The sequence below is a fragment of the Campylobacter concisus genome (assembly GCF_003048445.1).
Lineage (GTDB): Bacteria > Campylobacterota > Campylobacteria > Campylobacterales > Campylobacteraceae > Campylobacter_A > Campylobacter_A concisus_BF.
The window spans coordinates 150,851-167,454 of sequence record NZ_PIQW01000001.1 but is presented as its reverse complement, the minus strand read 5'-3'; the positions used below and the strand labels follow the sequence as shown (position 1 = coordinate 167,454).

Below are 16,604 nucleotides of genomic sequence, written 5' to 3'. Positions count from 1 at the left end.
TATCAACTAACAAGCATTGTAAAGCTAGTTGTGTTTATGTCGTTTTCATATCCACTATCTAGCCCTTTAGCTATCTCAAGCTCTATACTTTTAGCGCCAGTTGGAGTTAAAAATACATTTGTATAAGTTTGCTTGTTTTTATCTGTGCTAGAGCTGTTAAACTCGTCTAAACTAGCATAAAATCCCACACCACTTTCAGGACTATTTGCTTTTTTATAGTTCTCTTTATCAAGTGCGCTAAAATTCTTTGGAGCAACAAATACCAAATTTAGCTTATCCGCCCCGTATCTTAGTTTAAATTCTTTTATATCATAACGCTTATCGTCATAATTATCCGCCAATAGAGCTTTTAAATTCTTATCCTCTACGTCTCTTCCCTCATCTAAGTTAAGCTTGATCTTACTAAAACCATTTTTATCTTCAAATTTTTTATCAAATAGATAGTACGTAGCCACTAAAAGATTATCACTCTGAGAAGCAAAAGCCTTCACATGAAGTCTTATCACTGGCTTATTTAAATTTGGATTTAGCACCGCTGCATTATCGTTTTCAGATGTTGGACTACCTATGCTATGAGCTAGCTTTATCCTATTTTCTTTTTTTATGCACCTTAGCGGTGAGCTGGTGTTGCTTAGGCACGCTGGCACTAGGTCTTGCATAACAGCATAGTGGTTATTCATACTTTTTAGACTAAGAGCCGCTCTTGGCACGTATGCCACCTTTGTGCAAGGGTTTTTAGCTGAGCAGCCAACTATGGGTGAGTTGATAAAATCAACATCAAGTATCACACCTTGATCGTCCGATCTTATGCTTTTGCCTGCTCTACTTTTTAATATCACATGGCCACCATGTGGGCAAACTACCACGTCATCTTCTATTATTGGATTAGCAAAGGCAGTGCCGCCAGCACTTACCGTGCTACTTTTCTTTTCTAAATTTAGCCTCTTATTTGCCTTCTCAAGCGACTCTTTGGTCTCTTTGTTTGTTGGTTTTAGATCTATGTTTAGGCTCTTGTTTAGTAAAGAGTAGTTTAGTATGCTAGCCTGTGAGTTTTTATAGCTAACACTTAGTCTTCCTTTGTCTTTTTCCTCATCTCTTGGCTGATGAGAGAAGCTTAGAGCATTAGAATTTGACTCTTCCCCATCCTCTTCTTTTTTAAAGTATAGTGGATAGTCCGATTGCTCTGTGGCGGTGTTTAATGGCATAGAGTTTAAAAAGACGTTTGGCGTATAAGACCTAATATCCTCTATATTTAGCCTATCTTCTATCTTATTATAAATTTCATCGCAGTCCACGACATCCTTATCGTTTAAAAATATATAAAGCTGCTTATTCTCAGTGTCAGCAAACGCCGTAGAGCTTGATCTATCTAGGCTAAATTTCTCTTTAGCCCCATTGTCTCTTATATAAATGCTAGTAAAGTTATCGCTAAACATAGCATTTTTAAACTGAGCCTTTTTGGCCTTTATAAACAAGCTATCTTTCTCTTTCTCTTTTGGCAAATAGCACTTTGTAAGATTTGAGCCGTAGGTGTAGGCTTTTGTGATATCAGTTTTATCTTTTATTAGCTCATTTTCATTATGTATAAATTCCAGTGGATACATCTTTTGCAGCGATCTTATCTGATTTAAAGGTATATTTGAACTATCGTCCATATCGTTTTTGTCTATTATCCTTGCATAAATTTGCTTATCTGCCAGATCCATCAGCATATCCACCAAGGTTACTTTACTTAGCTTATTTTCACTTTCGGCAGAGTATTTGTCTATTATCTCTTGATACTCCTCATCTCCAAGGCTCTCTAGTATGTGATAAAGCTCTCCCAAAATGATACTTATATAGTTTTGATTACCATCTTTTATATTTTCGTTTTTATCGCTGAGCTTGTATTTATTGCCCTCTATGTTGTCTACTAGTATGGCAGATAGCTTATCAAGATACGTTAGCGCATAGGATATGTCCTCACTTAGCGCCTTTTTCTTAGAATTTTTATATTCTTTTAAAAGGTAGTCATATAGATATATGGCATATATTATACTAGTCATATAGTGTGAGTTTTTATAGTAATTGCCGTCGAGTTGGCCTATATGAAGCAGATGAAGCCTAGGCGTATTTTTGTAGTTTATCCTATCATTTGGGGTAAGCCCTAGTTTATAGCCTAGATCAGCTATCACCGACACAGTAGGCTCTATGGCTCTATTAAAGTCATTGCCTATGTCAAATTCCTCGCAAGTCACAGTATTTTTTATAGTCTCGCAGTGATGTATCTCAAATGGTATGCGGTCTTTGTATATAGTTTTGCAACTAGCAGCACTCTCCTCTAGCAAGTTAGGGTCTAGCTCGTCTTTGTGCTCTTTGCACTCGCTTATTAGAGTATCAGTACTTTTTGAGCCGTTATATATCTTATCTACACATTTGTCTATGACCTTTCTGGTAAATCCAAAAAGATCAAGCAGCTTATGTACGCAAAATTTGATCAGCTTAACTATCAGCCTAACCACCCTAAATACAAAATGCAAAGCACTGATAGCAAGACCACCTATACCAGGGGCATTATATGTATAAAGCTCATCTACATTTAAACTCTTGTAAAACAAGCAACATACCTGAGATAGATGTCCACCAAGGCTGTGACCACATATACTTACGTTAAAGTTAGGCGTTTTCTCGTCACTACCACTATCCTCTCTGATAGCCTTTTTTATATCGCCTATCATCGTAAAGAGCGATATGATCTGAGGTAGTCCAGCAAATGCAGCTATAAACACGTCAGTAAGCACCAAGTCTTTTAAGAGCTCAGCACCGCCAACCTCCGTGCCCCTAAATGCTATGATATATCTTGGCTTGTCGCTACTCATAGTAGGCTCTGTATCCTTAAATATCGTGTAAGAAAAGCCAGATATTGCGGTATTTTGCTGATGAGATATCAGCTCATATCTATTTACAAATGTTTTTGTGCGGTGAGATAGGGAGGTTGGTTTATAAAACAGCTCCTGCTCGTTGGTCTTATGATCTATATATATAAAATTCTTTATATTGTTATCTATTTTTACCTTTTCCGGCTCAGCTTCACCTTCTTGAAGTGGTTTTTTTATCTCTTTATCCTTCATAAACCTAGCTTCTACACAAAGAGCATAGGCTGTCATTGATTCTGTTTCTGGGTTAATAAAACCTTGTTTTATATTATCAGCATAGACCCACCTAGGATTAGGCTTTTTAAGTATTTTATAGTTATAAAATTCATCTGACTTACTCCATTTTTCATTTTTATCTATAAATTCATAAAATGAGTAAGAAGCATCAGCCATATCAGCATGATCTTTTATATCAGAGATTATTTGTTTTACAGATTTATTTTTAGGGTTATTATTGCTATTTTCCACTATTTTTCCTTAACGAAAGTGTTTTTAGAGCTATCAAAGTAAAATACATTATTTCCACCTATATCAACTATGTATTTTTTGCTAAAACTAATACCAGCTCCTTCATCACCATATATTCCATAGCTTTTTTTAACAACATCATAATATAGTGATATTGATATAGGTATTATTTCGTCATTACTTATATAAAATTCTGATAAAAGCATGTGTGGTTTAAATTTGTTATAGTTTTCAAGCCCTATAAAACCCTTGATCTTATCTGCAAATTCTTTTGAAATTTTAGCTTTTTTGCCAGTTTCATTTTCGTAGGTTGTCCAGCGCGTATAGTATCGCTTGCCGTTAGATAGAACTCTATCTAAACTACGAAATTTCTCTCTAACCATATCTTCTATAAAAATTCCTTTGGCTGTAAAATAATCATCCTTCATACCATATTTTTTATAGACCATTTTTGCATATTCATCTTTTTTAAGCTGCCATTGTTTATATAACAAAGAATTTGTATTTTTAAATTCCTTATTAAGCTCATTTCTATAGTTGTCTTTATTTGCTTTCATATTTGTTTCTGATAGTTTTATTTCTTTTTCCCTTTTCTCTATCTCCTCAACAAATTTTTGATTAAATATATAAACCCCACCATATTTACTAGCTAAATTCTCTAGTTCAGAGTTACTTATCTTGTTGCTTGCTTGATTTGCAGAGCAAGCTATTAAAAATATGCTTGTTAGTAGTAGAAGTATAATGCCTATAAATTTCATCCTATATCCTTTTAGAAATTTTATTTTGCTTATTTTATTGTCATTATATTTATAATATTATTAATTTATTATGCTTTATTTGTAGATTGTTAAAATTTAGGCTTTTTAAGTATTTTATAGTTATAAAATTCATCTGACTTGCTACATTTTTCATTTTTGTCTATAAATTCATAAAATGAGTAAGAGGCGTCAACCATATCAGCATGATCTTTTATATCAGAGATTATTTGTTTTACAGATTTATTTTTAGGGTTGTTATTGCTATTTTCCACTATTTTTCCTTAACGAAAGTGTTTTTAGAGCTATCAAAGTAAAATACATTATCTCCTGCTATATTTATAAGTCTTTCTTTAGAAAAAGAAATACCTCTTCCTTCATCTCCATACAATCCATAGCTTTTTGAAACGTTGTAAAAATTTAGAGTTAGCCTAATGGGTATTGCTATATTGTCTTTGTCTATATAAAAATAACTCATATCAATGCTAGCACCAGCATTTTTGTAATTTTCTAGCCCTATAAAATTTTTAATCTTATCCGTAAATTCTTTTGAAATTTTAACTTTCTTGCCAGTTTCGTTTTCGTAGGTTGTCCAAAGAGTGTAGTATCGTTTGCCGTTAGATAGAGTTCGTGGCAACTGTTTATCAATGAGGGTTGTGTCTGTATTATATACTATTATAATCTTATCCCCTTGCTTTATTTTTCTAGGATTTGATCTTATCTTATCTCCAAGCGATTTGCTTAGCTCTTTTCTCTCCGCTTCTCTTTTCTCTATCTCTTCAACAAATTTTTGATTAAACACATAAACTCCACCATATTTACTAGCTAAATTCTCTAGTTCAGAGTTACTTATATTATTGCTTGCTTGATTTGCAGAGCAAGCTATTAAAAATATGCTTGTTAGTAGTATAAGTATAATTGCAACAAATTTCATCCTATATCCTTTTAGAAATTTTATTTTGCTTATTTTATTGTCGTAATATTTACGTTACGATTAATTACCTCGCTTTTAAATTTTAATCCTTAAGAAAAAGAATTAATATTAAGAGTAAAATAGGCTCTTTTAGGCGAAATTTCGCAAATGGCGTATCTGCCAAATATTGATAAAGAATTTCAATATTTTTTACTATCAAAATGAGCCAAATATTGAAAAAACTAAAGCATTTTTTTAAACTTGCTTTTAACTTTTTTGTTATAATATCCCATCAAAAATAAAAGGGATATTTTTTATCCGAATTAAGGTTTTAAATTTGAGAGTATATTTAGACAATAACGCCACAACGATGGTTGATCCAGAAGCTTTTGAACTTATGAAGCCGTTTTTTTGCGAAAAATACGGCAATCCAAACTCACTTCACAAATTTGGCTCAGAAACCCACCCAGCGCTAAGAACAGCGCTTGATCAGCTCTACGCCGGACTAAATGCAAAAGATAGCGATGACATCGTCGTTACCTCATGCGCAACCGAGAGCAACAACTGGGTCATAAAAGGCATCTACTTTGACAAAATAGCAACTGGCGAGAAAAAACGCATCGTCACCACCGCAGTCGAGCACCCAGCTATTTTAGCAACTTGTAAATTTCTAGAAAAGCATGGCGTGGATCTTACGGTTTTAGACGTAAATAGCGATGGTATCGTCACTCCAGAGCAGCTAAGAGCCGTCATGGACGAAAACGTCGCACTTGTCGCCATAATGAGCGCAAACAACGAAACTGGCATGATCTTTCCTATAAAAGAGCTTGCCAAAGTTGCCCACGAATACGGCGCATTATTTCACACTGACGCCGTGCAAGCAGTCGGCAAGATAAAGATAGACGTTCAAGACTTAGACGTTGATTTTCTAAGCTTTTCAGCACATAAATTTCACGGACCAAAGGGCGTTGGAGCGTTATTTATAAAAAATAGTATGCCACTAAGCAGTTTGCTTCACGGCGGCGAGCACATGGGCGGACGCAGAAGCGGTACGCTTGATGTACCAGGCATCGTTGGCATGGGCAAGGCGCTTGAACTAGCAAATAAATTTATGGATTACGAGCATTCGCACGTTCGTCGTTTGCGTGACAAACTTGAAGACGCGCTACTACAAATTCCTGACGTTAGCGTCGTTGGCAAAAAAGAGCAGCGCGTGCCAAACACCATCCTGGCATCTATCAAAGGCGTCGAGGGCGAGGCTATGCTTTGGGACCTAAACAGAGCTGGCATAGCGGCCTCTACTGGCTCAGCCTGTGCGAGCGAGACGCTAGAGAGCAATCCTATCATGGAGGCGATCGGAGCTGACAAAGAGCTAGCTCACACCGCACTTAGACTCTCACTTTCTAGGTTTAACACAGAAGAAGAGATCGACTATGCGATCGAGCAGATAACAAAGGCCGTAAATAGGCTAAGAGGCATATCAAGCACATTTGCATACGCCCCAGAGTGGCATAAGAGTGGATTATAAAATTTAAAGGAAAAACATGGCAAAAAATAACTTAATCGGCGGCTCTATCTGGGATGAATACTCAAAGGTAGTGCAAGATAGGATGAATAATCCTAAATTCATGGGCGAACTAACCGAAGAGGACGCCAAAAAAGCAAACGCAAAACTTATCATCGCTGACTTTGGCGCAGAGAGCTGCGGCGATGCGGTCAGGCTCTACTGGCTCGTTGATGAGAAAACAGACAAGATAATAGACGCTAAATTTAAAAGCTTTGGCTGTGGTACGGCTATAGCTAGCTCTGATACGATGGCTGAGCTTTGCATCGGCAAAACAGTCGATGAAGCAGTCAAGATAACAAATTTAGATGTCGAAAGAGCTATGCGTGACAACCCAGACACCCCAGCTGTGCCACCTCAAAAGATGCACTGCTCGGTTATGGCATACGACGTCATCAAGGCAGCTGCTGCAAGCTACAAGGGCATAGACCCAGAGCACTTTGAAGATGAGATCATCGTTTGTGAGTGCGCTAGAGTGAGCCTTGGCACGATCAAAGAGGTGATAAGACTAAACGACCTTCATACGGTTGAGGAGATCACACAATACACCAAAGCAGGCGCATTTTGTAAATCATGCGTTAGACCTGGCGGACACGAGAAAAAGGACTACTACCTTGTTGATATCTTACGCGATACTAGGGCTGAGATGGAGCAAGAGAGGCTAGAAGCTCAGGCAAATGCTCAAGCAAACAACACGCTTAGCGACGTTAGCTTTGAGAGCATGACGATGGTTGGCCAGCTAAAAGCGATCGAGTCGATCATCGATAAAGAGATCCGCCCGATGCTTATGATGGATGGCGGAAATTTAGAGATCATAGACATCAGAAACGATAATGGCGAAAATATCGACGTTTATATCCGCTATCTTGGCGCTTGCTCAGGCTGTTCAAGTGGCTCGACCGGCACGCTTTATGCGATAGAAAATGTCTTACAAGAGAGCCTAAGCCCAAAAATCAGGGTCATGCCTATATAAATTTATCGAACGGCTTCTTTTGGAGCTGTTCGCCTCTACTAAATTAAATTTACCACCTAGACAATCTGAATTTAACCAAGCTCAAATTTAGCCTTTTAAAAATTTCAAAATTTCACTTCTAGTCTGCGCCAAATCGCCCACAAATTTCTTCTCAAACTGCGAGCGGTTAAAGGTTCTCTGACGCTTAGCAAGCTGGGCTGTGTGCGTGGCGATAAGCGTTTCTAGCTCACTTTTTGAAATTTCACCCTCCAAAAACTGCTTGCACTCTTTTAGACCTATCGATTTTAGTGGCTTTGGCTCGCTTTTATACTTGTCAAATAAAAACTTCGCCTCATCTATCAAGCCCTCATCTAGCATATTTTTCGTCCGCTTTGCGATGCGAGCTCTAAGCTCCTCTTTATCCCACAAAATTTCAAATATCGCAAGCTCTTTTATGACGCTCTCTTTGGTATTTTGCTTTAGCCAGATGCTTGGGATTTTGCCGCTAAATTTATAAATTTGATACCATTTTTCGAGGCGGTAAGAGTCGTTTTGGCTAAATTTACTTGCAAACTCAGGGTCGTTTTGTAAAGCTAGCTCGTAAATTTCTTCGTTGCTTAAATTTAGCTCGCATTTTGGCACGTCTGGCGCAAGACCGCTAAGCATCGCCTTTAGATAAAAGCCACTGCCTCCTGTGATGATGAGCGGGCAGCCTTGTGAGTGCGCAAATTCCTTTGCATTTTTGTAAATTTCAAAAAATGCCCCAACGCTAAAATCCTCATCAGGATAAATTTCATCCACCCCAAAGTGCCTCACAGCTGCTAGCTGCCAGGGCTTTGGCTTTGCGCTGGCGATATCTATCTCTTTATAAAGCGCAAGCGAGTCAAGGCTTAAAATGACGCCGCCAAATTCCTTTGCTAGCTCAAAGGCTAGGTCGCTCTTGCCGCTTGCTGTGGTACCAATTAGTGCTAGCTCGCCAAACAAACTTAGCCCTCATAAAGTGAGCTAAATAGCAAAATTTCATCACTTTGCTCGTTACTTTTGCCCTCTTTTAAAAGATCAGCCAAAACGCCTGCAAAGTGCGGTGCAAAGCTTAGTTCGTTTAGCCCGTACGCTTGGTTATAGAGTAAATTCTCATATGTCTCGTCGCGTCCGATCGCTGGTTTGTCGTTTGAGCTAAGAAGCACGAAATTTGCTCTAAAACTAGGCTCTTTTAGCTCGCTTATGCCAAGGTGTCTTTTTAGCTCGTTTAAAAATGCGTTGATCTTCTCTGTTTTAACGAGCGTATCGATCGCGCCCACTTGTAAATTTGTGATGATAGTGACGCCATTTTTGGTTGGATAAATTTTGGCAAACATATCATTTAAAATTATCGGTTTTTTAGGGATCTGACCCTCACTTAGCACAAGATCGATCGTGTAAAATTTAGCCAAAATGGCACTTAAATTTGTCCCAAACTTGCTTGAAAGCTCCAAATTTCTACTAGCCACAACAAAACTATCAGCCTCGTACTCGCCAGTCCTGCCAACAGCCTTTTGCACGGCTTGCCCCTGCGTTTTTAGCTCATAAATTTCATCGTTTATAAACTGCACTCCAAGCTCGTTTAGCTCGCTAATAAGCGCCTTTTTTAGCTCAGCTGTGTCGATGCTTGCGTTTTTGCTTAAATTTAGCGCCCCTTTTATGTTTTTATTTATTAGACCAAAATTTGCTAGCTCACTATCCACGCTTAAAATTTCTTGCTCGCTATCAGCGACCCTTGTCTCATCAAGCCTCTTTTTAAAGCTCTCATCCTCGCTAAAGATGAGATAAACGCCGCTCTCATCAAAATTTACCTGCGGATATTTTTCGTTTAGCTCTCTTAAAATTTCAAAGCTCTTTTGTCCAAATTTTTTAAACAAAACTCTCATCTTTTTGTCGTGAGCCTTTGTTGATTTAAGCGTGAAATTTGCCATCCATGCTCTAAAGTTTTCATTTAAGCAAAGCGCTATATCTAGCTCGCTTTTTTTGCTAACCAGCCCCAAAAACGAGCTAGATATCGCTCCATCTCTTGCAAGCGCTGGGGTGTTAAATGGGGTTAAAATTCCGCTTTCAAACTCATCTTTTTGGCTACTAATAACTAAAATTTCCTCGCCCTTTTTAGCTAGCTCAAGCGCCGTAAATAACGCACTAAAACCATCTCCAATAATCGCTATTTTACTCATCATAACCCTTCATTTTAAATTACTCTCGCAATGATAATATAAATTTAGATTTAAAGCAAAATGGTGTAAAATCAGACACTTTTTAAAAATATGGAAATTTATATGATCAAAAAGCTAAAAGATATCGCAGAACTCATCGTTTTTAAGCACTCGGTTTTTGCCCTGCCATTTATCTTTGTGGCGATGATAGTTGCGAGCAAGATAGAAAATGGCTCAGCTTGGTTTGGCTTTAAACTGCTTATTTTAGGCACTCTTTGCGCAGTCAGCGCTAGAAATTTTGCCATGGCGTTTAACAGATACCAAGACGAGGACATCGACAAGCTAAACCCACGAACTGCAAGCCGTCCAAGCGTAGATGGACGCATCGGCAAGGGCAATATGCAGCTTTTCATCACAGCAAACGCGCTTATATTTATCATCTGCGCTTATTTTGTAAATTCGCTCGCATTTTGGCTAAGCTTCCCCATCCTTGCCGTGCTTGGCGGATACTCGCTATTTAAGCGATTTAGCGAGCTAGCGCACTTGGTGCTAGGCCTTAGTCTTGGACTTGCTCCTATCGCTGGCGTGGTCGCAGTAAGCGCTGATATACCGCTTTGGAGCGTGCTACTTTGCCTTGGTGTGACATTTTGGGTGGCTGGATTTGACCTGCTCTACTCGCTTCAAGATATTAAATTTGACCAAGAAAACAAGCTCTTTAGCATACCAGCCATTTATGGCGACAAGGCGACACTGTTTTTATCAGCCATTTTTCACGCTCTAGCTTTTATACTTTGGCTACTTTTTGCTTGGGCGGCTGGACTTGGAGCGATGGCATTTTTTGGCATTGTGGTAAGTGGCGTGATCTTATTTTTCGAGCACAGGATCGTAAGGCGCGACTTTAGCAAGATAGATCGGGCGTTTTTCACGCTAAATGGCTACTTGGGAATTTTATTTTTCATCTTTGTTTGGATCAGTGTATTATGAGCGAAGTAAGGCTTTTTAAAGCGCCTCTTAGCATGGTTTATGAGTGCGACAGAAGTGGAGATGAGAAATTTTTAAGAGAATTTAACTCTATCTTGCCAGGTGACGAAGATGCACTTGGCGCGTGGCTAAAGCGAGCCAAATCACGCGGCGAGACTAAAGAGAGCGACCAAGTCTTGCTAACGCTTGTTATCGAGCTTCATAGAAAGATCGATGCGCTTAGTGATTATATAAAAAATGAACACAAGCAGTATCTGCCACTAAAAGAGAGCGCAGATATCGATGAGATCGGCTTTACGCATATAAAAATAAGCGAAGATAAATTTAAAAAAGATGAAATTTACTACGCAAGGATCGCGATGCCTATCTTTCCAAAGAGAAATTTGAGCCTTTATCTAAGGGCGGAGGATGAGAGGCTAGCAAAGATAGAGAACATGCACGAAGAGGACGAGGCCGACTGGAACGCTTACGTGACGGCTAGAGAGCGTGTGATGATAAGAGAGCTTAGGGCAAATTCGTAAAGGAAAAATATGGAAATTTACATTTTTTTAGGTTTTGGCATCGTTTTAGCGATAATAATAGCTTTGATATTTATAAAAGATAGCGAGACAAATAAGAAATTTGCAAGGTATGAGCGTGCCATAGAGAGCACCATACAAGAAAACTACAATCTCAAAAAACAGCTAGCCGCACTTGCAAGCTTTAAGCCTGATGATGACGAGCAGCTAAAAGATGTAAAAGATGAGCTAAAAGAGCAGATAAACGAGCAGATAAATGAAAAAATCGTGCCGATAATCCGCGCCATAAAGAGCATAGAGCGAGTGATCGATGACTTTGCAAACGAGCAAAAAGATAGGATGTTTAACCTCGAGGAGCGAACAAGAGATATCAATAAAATCGCCCCAAGCGTCATCAACGAAGAAGAGCAGATATTAAAGATGTTTAAAGATGGCAAAAGTGCAGCCATGATCGCTAAAGATCTTCACGTGGGTATGGGGAGAGTTGAATTTGTGCTTAAATTTCATAAATTAGCCTAAATTTGGGCTAATTTTAAAAGACAAAACTACTCTTAAACTACAAAAATTAGCTTAAATTTTTATTTAAATTTAAATCTTTTAACATATAATTGAAAATTAAAAAGCTCTAACCAAGCTTAAAAAAGGTGCTTTATGCTAATAGATAAATATGGTCGGGTTGTTGATTATTTAAGAATTTCCGTGACGCAGCGCTGCAATTTTAGATGTAGATATTGCATGCCTACGACGCCATTTAGTTGGACACCAAAAGAGAATTTACTGACATTTGAAGAGCTATTTTTATTTGTCAAAGTAGCTATCGACGAGGGTGTGAAAAAGATCAGGATCACAGGCGGCGAGCCACTCGTGCGCAAGGATCTGGACGTCTTTATAAAGATGATAAGCGATTACAAGCCAGACATCGATCTAGCGCTTACGACAAATGGCTTTATGCTGCCACACTTTGCCAAAAGGCTAAAAGACGCTGGTCTAAAGCGCATAAATATGTCACTTGATACGCTAAATGAGCAAAAGGCTAAATTTATCGCTCAAAAGAGCGTCTTACACGAGGTTTTGGCTGGCTTTGAAGCAGCACTTGATGCTGGGCTAAAGGTCAAGATAAACACGGTCGCTCTAAAAGGCTTTAACGACGATGAACTCGTAAATTTGCTTGAGTTTGCTAAATTTAGAAACTCTCAGATCAGATTTATCGAATATATGGAAAACTCGCACGCCAAAGAGGATCTAAAAGGGCTAAAAAGCGATGAAATTTTAAATATCATCTCGCAAAAATATAATGTCACAAAAGATGAAAAGTTACCAAACGCACCTGCGTCTATTTATAGGCTTGATGACGGCTATAAATTTGGCATCATTGACCCACATAAACACGACTTTTGCGAGAGTTGCAACCGCATCAGACTAAGTGCTGAGGGGCTTTTGATACCTTGCCTTTACTTTGAAGATGCGCTAAGTATCAAAAAAGCAGTTGCAAATGGCGACGTCGTCGCAGCAAGCGAGATCTTAAGGCAAGTACTTGCTAACAAGCCAAAAGAGAACAAATGGGCTCTAGGAGCTGAAAATGAAACCTCTTCAAGGGCCTTTTACCAAACTGGTGGTTGATGAGCAAAGAGCTAGAATTAGTTGAGGCATTTTTAAGCATCCAAGGCGAGGGCGCTTATCAGGGCAGGCTCGCTGTGTTTTTACGCTTTTTGGGCTGCAACCTAAACTGCTCTGGCTTTGGCGTAAAGACAAGGTCTTTAAAAACAGGCGAAGAGCTTTTGGGATGCGATAGCATAAGAGCCGTTTTTAAGGGACATTTTCACCACAAAAGATATAGCGCAGATGAAATTTTAAGCCTAGTTGATGGGCTTTGTAAAGGCTTAGAGCAAAAGCCGATCATCGTTTTAACAGGCGGCGAGCCACTCATCTGGCATCAAAATGAAAATTTCATAAATTTGGTAAGAAATTTGCTTATAAATTACGAGGTGCATTTTGAGACAAATGGCACGATCTTGGTTGATTTTGATAAATTTGAAATTTATAAAAACTGCCATTTTGCACTTGGCGTAAAGCTAGCAAATAGCGGAGTTAGCGAGCAAAAACGCATAAATTTAGATGCCATCTTGGCTATCAAAAATAACGCAAAAAGCAGCTTTTTAAAATTTGTCCTCTCGCGCTTTGATAAAAGCGAGCTGGAGGAAATTTTATATATAAAAAATAGAGCAAATTTGCCAGTTTGGTGCATGGCGATGGGCGCAAATGAGGACGAGCTAAGCAAAAATGCTCTAAAAACAGCGCAGTTTGCCATAAAGCATGGATTTAACTACTCAGAGCGTATCCACATCAGGCTTTGGGGCGACAAAGAGGGTGTTTGATGATTATTAGAAAACTTTTTAGATTTGAAAATGCACATATCGTGAGATTTTGTAGCTCAAAGCGCTGCAGGACGAGCATCCACGGTCACAGCTACGTAGCAGAAATTTTACTTAGCTCAAATTTTCTTGATAACGCTGGCATGGTCTATGACTTTGGGCTGATGAAGCAAAACATAAAGACGATCATCGATAGCTTTGACCACGCCACGACCATATATTCAGGCGATAGCGACGAATACAAAAACGACCTTAAAAAGCACTCTGCAAGGTGGATCGAGATCCCGCTAAATCCCAGCGCAGAGCAGTTTTGCCGTATATTTTTTGTCATGATCGAGCGGATACTTGAGCTTAGCGTGATGAACAACGGCGAGCGCGAAGTAAAGCTTCACAGCGTCATCGTGCACGAGACCGACACTGGCTATGCGCAGTGCTTCAAAGAGGACGTAACAAACCCACAAATGGGTGAGATAAGGCTTAGTGATATCAAATTTTCAGAGGCCATTATAGACGAGTGGGAAGATAAAAATTTGCTTGAAAAGATGATAAATAAGATAAAAATAGAAAATCCAAAGGACGTTTAATGAAAAAATTTATAACCTCTTTTTTGCTTATAGCTAGCGTATTTTTGGGATGTGGAGATAAAGAAGAGGCCAAAAGTGACGTTAGTGAGCCAGTCCCTAGTGATGTTACGATAGCTCAGCCTGATGCGAATGTAACTATCGACGAGCAGCTGCCACCTGAGCCGGTCGTCGAAGAAAACGAGCCTCCTAAAGATAAAAAATGAACGAACACTTAAGCTCGCTTTATGCTTATACTTTGCCATTTCACGTGACATTTTTTTATGCGCTACTTGCTTTAGCGGCGCTTTATCTAGCGCTTACTCAGTTTGGAGTGAGAACTAAAAATTACGTGCTTCGTATAAGGTATTTTTTGCCTATTTATCATATGTTGCTTAGCTTTTTGGTGCTAACTGGGCTTATTTTGTGGGCATATTATAGTTACGAGCCAAAATTTAATGCCATAAAAATGCTTCTTATCTTAATAGTCTTAATCGCACTTAGCGCCGTTGGATACAAAAGACTAAAGAGATATGCCGTTGCTGGCGAGCTAGAGAAATTTAAAAAATTTGCCCTTATTAAAGGCATTTGCGACATTATTTTGATCATCATTGCAGGGATTTAGATGAAATTTTTATATGATAAAAACGCTGGCGAAGAGCGCTTAAAAATAGTAAATGAGGCCTTTTTGCACCTAAAAGCTAGAAGGGTTGAGACAGGTGAGCGCATAAGTGTTAGAAATTTACGTGACGGCAAAGAGTACATCTACGAGATCGATGAGATAGAGCGCAGAAGTGCGAATTTAAGCCTCGTATTTGCCAGCCTAAACTGCGAAAACAAATTTGACTTTACCATCGCTTGGGCGGTAGTTGATCCAAAGACGATCGAAAAGGCGCTGCCATTTTTAAATGAGCTTGGCGTTGGCAAGATCGCCTTTGTCTATACTAAATTTTCTCAAGCAAATTTCAAGATCGACCTTGAAAAGCTAAACTACATAAACGCACTTTCATGCGAGCAGTGCGGGAGAACGTCGCTAATAGAGTTTGAAATTTATAAAAATTTAGACGAGCTAATGAGCGTTTATAAAAATATTTCAGCTATAAATTTTGGCGGTAAAAATTTAAATGAAAAAAGAGATGATGAGATATTAATAATCGGTCCAGAGGGCGGATTTAGCGAGGATGAGACGGCTAAATTTAAAAATATCTACGGCCTAAATACAAAAAATATCTTAAGATCACAGACCGCAGTCATTTCTTTAGCGGCAAAATTTCTTGCCTGATTTATTTGATTTTTAGATTAGTTTTTATATAATCAGCAACTTTTAAGGTAACAAATAGCCCAAAATAATAAAGGAAAGATGATGAAAAAAGAGATCCATCCAGAATATGTAGAGTGCACCGTAACTTGCGCGTGTGGCAACACTTTTAAGACAAAGTCAAACAAAAGCGAAATCAGAATTGACATTTGCGACAAGTGCCACCCGTTTTTCACAGGCAGCGAAAAGATAGTTGATAGCGCTGGCCGTGTTGAAAAATTTAAGAAAAAATACGCTCAAAAATAAGCCTTGCTCTACTTTGTTCCTACTCCAATAGGAAATTTAGAAGATATCTCGCTTCGTGCGATCAAAATTTTGCGTGAATGCGAGATAGCTATCTGCGAAGATACAAGAGTTTGCAAAAGCCTTGTAAATCTACTAAACGAACGCTTTGACGCAAATATAAATATCTCAAATTTTATCCCGCTTCACACCCACAACGAAGATGAATTTTTTGCAAATTTAAGTGATGAAATTTTAAGCAAAAATATAGCTTACATGAGTGACGCTGGCATGCCAGGTATAAGCGATCCAGGCGTTAGCCTAGTAAGATACGCTCAAAAAAATGATATCAAATATGAAATTTTAAGCGGAGCAAACGCTGCACTTTTAAGCTTAGTCGCCAGCGGACTTTGCGATAAAGAGTTTGTTTTTTTAGGCTTTTTACCAAATACTGGCAGAGAGAGAGCTTTAGCTATACAAAATGCTTTAAATTTAGCCTATCCAGCTGTGATCTATGAAAGCCCAAAACGCATATTAAGCTTAGTGCAAAGCATCGCAAATTTAGAACCAGAGAGAGAAATTTTTGCTATAAAAGAGGCCACCAAAAAATTTGAGACTAAATTTAAAGGTACAGCCAAAAATTTAGCCCAAATTTTAGAAAAGGCAAATTTAAACGGCGAATGGGCTGTTGTCATCTCAAAAAGTGCAAATGCGTCCATTCAAAACATCACAAAAGATGAGATCATCTCGCTTGACATAGCCCCAAAAGCAAAGGCAAAACTGCTTAGCAAAATAACTGGCAAGGACGTCAAAAAGATCTACGACGAGCTCATAAAAGCATAAATTTAAAAGCTCAAATTTTGCTAAAAAGTTTCAAAAATTCACT

Annotated in this window: 19 protein-coding genes; 13 read left to right on the top strand and 6 right to left on the bottom strand. The window is 38.5% G+C overall.

Annotated elements, in window-relative coordinates:
• Window positions 1–2: 2 nt before the first annotated feature.
• From CVT14_RS00950 to CVT14_RS00935, 4 genes are all read right to left on the bottom strand, one after another.
• Window positions 3–3,383 (bottom strand): hypothetical protein, encoded by a 3,381-nt coding sequence (locus CVT14_RS00950; RefSeq protein WP_021089503.1) that lies wholly within the window; start codon window positions 3,381–3,383, stop codon window positions 3–5.
• Window positions 3,383–4,141: a hypothetical protein gene (locus CVT14_RS00945; RefSeq protein ID WP_021089490.1), complete on the bottom strand. Its 759-nt coding sequence runs from the start codon at window positions 4,139–4,141 to the stop codon at window positions 3,383–3,385. The genes CVT14_RS00950 and CVT14_RS00945 overlap by 1 nt, the downstream gene beginning before the upstream one ends.
• Before the next feature lie 89 nt (window positions 4,142–4,230).
• Complete coding sequence (locus CVT14_RS00940; protein WP_021089474.1) at window positions 4,231–4,413, bottom strand: hypothetical protein; 183 nt, start codon at window positions 4,411–4,413, stop codon at window positions 4,231–4,233.
• The gene (locus CVT14_RS00935; RefSeq protein ID WP_021089499.1) at window positions 4,413–5,072 is read right to left on the bottom strand and encodes a hypothetical protein; all 660 of its coding nucleotides are present in this window, start codon (window positions 5,070–5,072) and stop codon (window positions 4,413–4,415) included. Before CVT14_RS00935 ends, CVT14_RS00940 begins: the two co-directional genes overlap by 1 nt.
• A 316-nt stretch (window positions 5,073–5,388) precedes the next feature.
• Here CVT14_RS00935 and CVT14_RS00930 point away from each other — a divergent pair, with 316 nt between their 5' ends.
• Window positions 5,389–6,579 carry a NifS family cysteine desulfurase gene (locus CVT14_RS00930; protein WP_021089468.1) on the top strand — a complete coding sequence of 397 codons (1,191 nt, stop codon included), beginning with the start codon at window positions 5,389–5,391 and terminating at the stop codon, window positions 6,577–6,579.
• Between the two features lie 16 nt (window positions 6,580–6,595).
• Window positions 6,596–7,588: an iron-sulfur cluster assembly scaffold protein NifU gene (locus CVT14_RS00925; protein ID WP_004318029.1), complete on the top strand. Its 993-nt coding sequence runs from the start codon at window positions 6,596–6,598 to the stop codon at window positions 7,586–7,588.
• Between the two features lie 87 nt (window positions 7,589–7,675).
• Here the strand turns inward: CVT14_RS00925 and miaA are convergent, their stop codons facing one another.
• Both miaA and CVT14_RS00915 read right to left on the bottom strand, forming a co-directional pair.
• Window positions 7,676–8,551 (bottom strand): tRNA (adenosine(37)-N6)-dimethylallyltransferase MiaA, encoded by an 876-nt coding sequence (gene miaA, locus CVT14_RS00920; RefSeq protein WP_021089434.1) that lies wholly within the window; start codon window positions 8,549–8,551, stop codon window positions 7,676–7,678.
• Window positions 8,552–8,553: 2 nt separating this feature from the next.
• The gene (locus CVT14_RS00915) at window positions 8,554–9,768 is read right to left on the bottom strand and encodes an FAD-dependent oxidoreductase (RefSeq protein ID WP_107849463.1); all 1,215 of its coding nucleotides are present in this window, start codon (window positions 9,766–9,768) and stop codon (window positions 8,554–8,556) included.
• Window positions 9,769–9,870: 102 nt separating this feature from the next.
• Here CVT14_RS00915 and mqnP point away from each other — a divergent pair, with 102 nt between their 5' ends.
• From mqnP to rsmI, 11 genes are all read left to right on the top strand, one after another.
• The gene (gene mqnP / locus CVT14_RS00910; RefSeq protein WP_413784371.1) at window positions 9,871–10,731 is read left to right on the top strand and encodes a menaquinone biosynthesis prenyltransferase MqnP; all 861 of its coding nucleotides are present in this window, start codon (window positions 9,871–9,873) and stop codon (window positions 10,729–10,731) included.
• A complete protein-coding gene (locus tag CVT14_RS00905) occupies window positions 10,728–11,249 on the top strand; it encodes a hypothetical protein (RefSeq protein WP_021089439.1) in 522 nt (173 codons plus the stop codon). The genes mqnP and CVT14_RS00905 overlap by 4 nt, the downstream gene beginning before the upstream one ends.
• 9 nt (window positions 11,250–11,258) lie before the next feature.
• A complete protein-coding gene (locus tag CVT14_RS00900; RefSeq protein WP_103597884.1) occupies window positions 11,259–11,765 on the top strand; it encodes a DUF6115 domain-containing protein in 507 nt (168 codons plus the stop codon).
• Window positions 11,766–11,897: 132 nt separating this feature from the next.
• Window positions 11,898–12,866 carry a GTP 3',8-cyclase MoaA gene (gene moaA, locus CVT14_RS00895; protein WP_107849462.1) on the top strand — a complete coding sequence of 323 codons (969 nt, stop codon included), beginning with the start codon at window positions 11,898–11,900 and terminating at the stop codon, window positions 12,864–12,866.
• A complete protein-coding gene (locus CVT14_RS00890) occupies window positions 12,866–13,621 on the top strand; it encodes a 7-carboxy-7-deazaguanine synthase QueE (RefSeq protein WP_107849461.1) in 756 nt (251 codons plus the stop codon). The genes moaA and CVT14_RS00890 overlap by 1 nt, the downstream gene beginning before the upstream one ends.
• Window positions 13,621–14,202 carry a 6-pyruvoyl trahydropterin synthase family protein gene (locus tag CVT14_RS00885; protein ID WP_107849492.1) on the top strand — a complete coding sequence of 194 codons (582 nt, stop codon included), beginning with the start codon at window positions 13,621–13,623 and terminating at the stop codon, window positions 14,200–14,202. The genes CVT14_RS00890 and CVT14_RS00885 overlap by 1 nt, the downstream gene beginning before the upstream one ends.
• A complete protein-coding gene (locus CVT14_RS00880) occupies window positions 14,202–14,405 on the top strand; it encodes a hypothetical protein (protein WP_021089441.1) in 204 nt (67 codons plus the stop codon). Before CVT14_RS00885 ends, CVT14_RS00880 begins: the two co-directional genes overlap by 1 nt.
• Complete coding sequence (locus CVT14_RS00875) at window positions 14,402–14,803, top strand: hypothetical protein (protein WP_021089444.1); 402 nt, start codon at window positions 14,402–14,404, stop codon at window positions 14,801–14,803. Before CVT14_RS00880 ends, CVT14_RS00875 begins: the two co-directional genes overlap by 4 nt.
• Window positions 14,804–15,460 carry a 16S rRNA (uracil(1498)-N(3))-methyltransferase gene (locus tag CVT14_RS00870; protein WP_021089484.1) on the top strand — a complete coding sequence of 219 codons (657 nt, stop codon included), beginning with the start codon at window positions 14,804–14,806 and terminating at the stop codon, window positions 15,458–15,460.
• An 81-nt stretch (window positions 15,461–15,541) separates the two neighbouring features.
• Window positions 15,542–15,742 carry a 50S ribosomal protein L31 gene (rpmE, locus tag CVT14_RS00865; protein ID WP_021089480.1) on the top strand — a complete coding sequence of 67 codons (201 nt, stop codon included), beginning with the start codon at window positions 15,542–15,544 and terminating at the stop codon, window positions 15,740–15,742.
• 3 nt (window positions 15,743–15,745) lie between these two features.
• The gene (gene rsmI, locus CVT14_RS00860; RefSeq protein ID WP_021089463.1) at window positions 15,746–16,561 is read left to right on the top strand and encodes a 16S rRNA (cytidine(1402)-2'-O)-methyltransferase; all 816 of its coding nucleotides are present in this window, start codon (window positions 15,746–15,748) and stop codon (window positions 16,559–16,561) included.
• The last annotated feature ends 43 nt before the right edge of the window (window positions 16,562–16,604 follow it).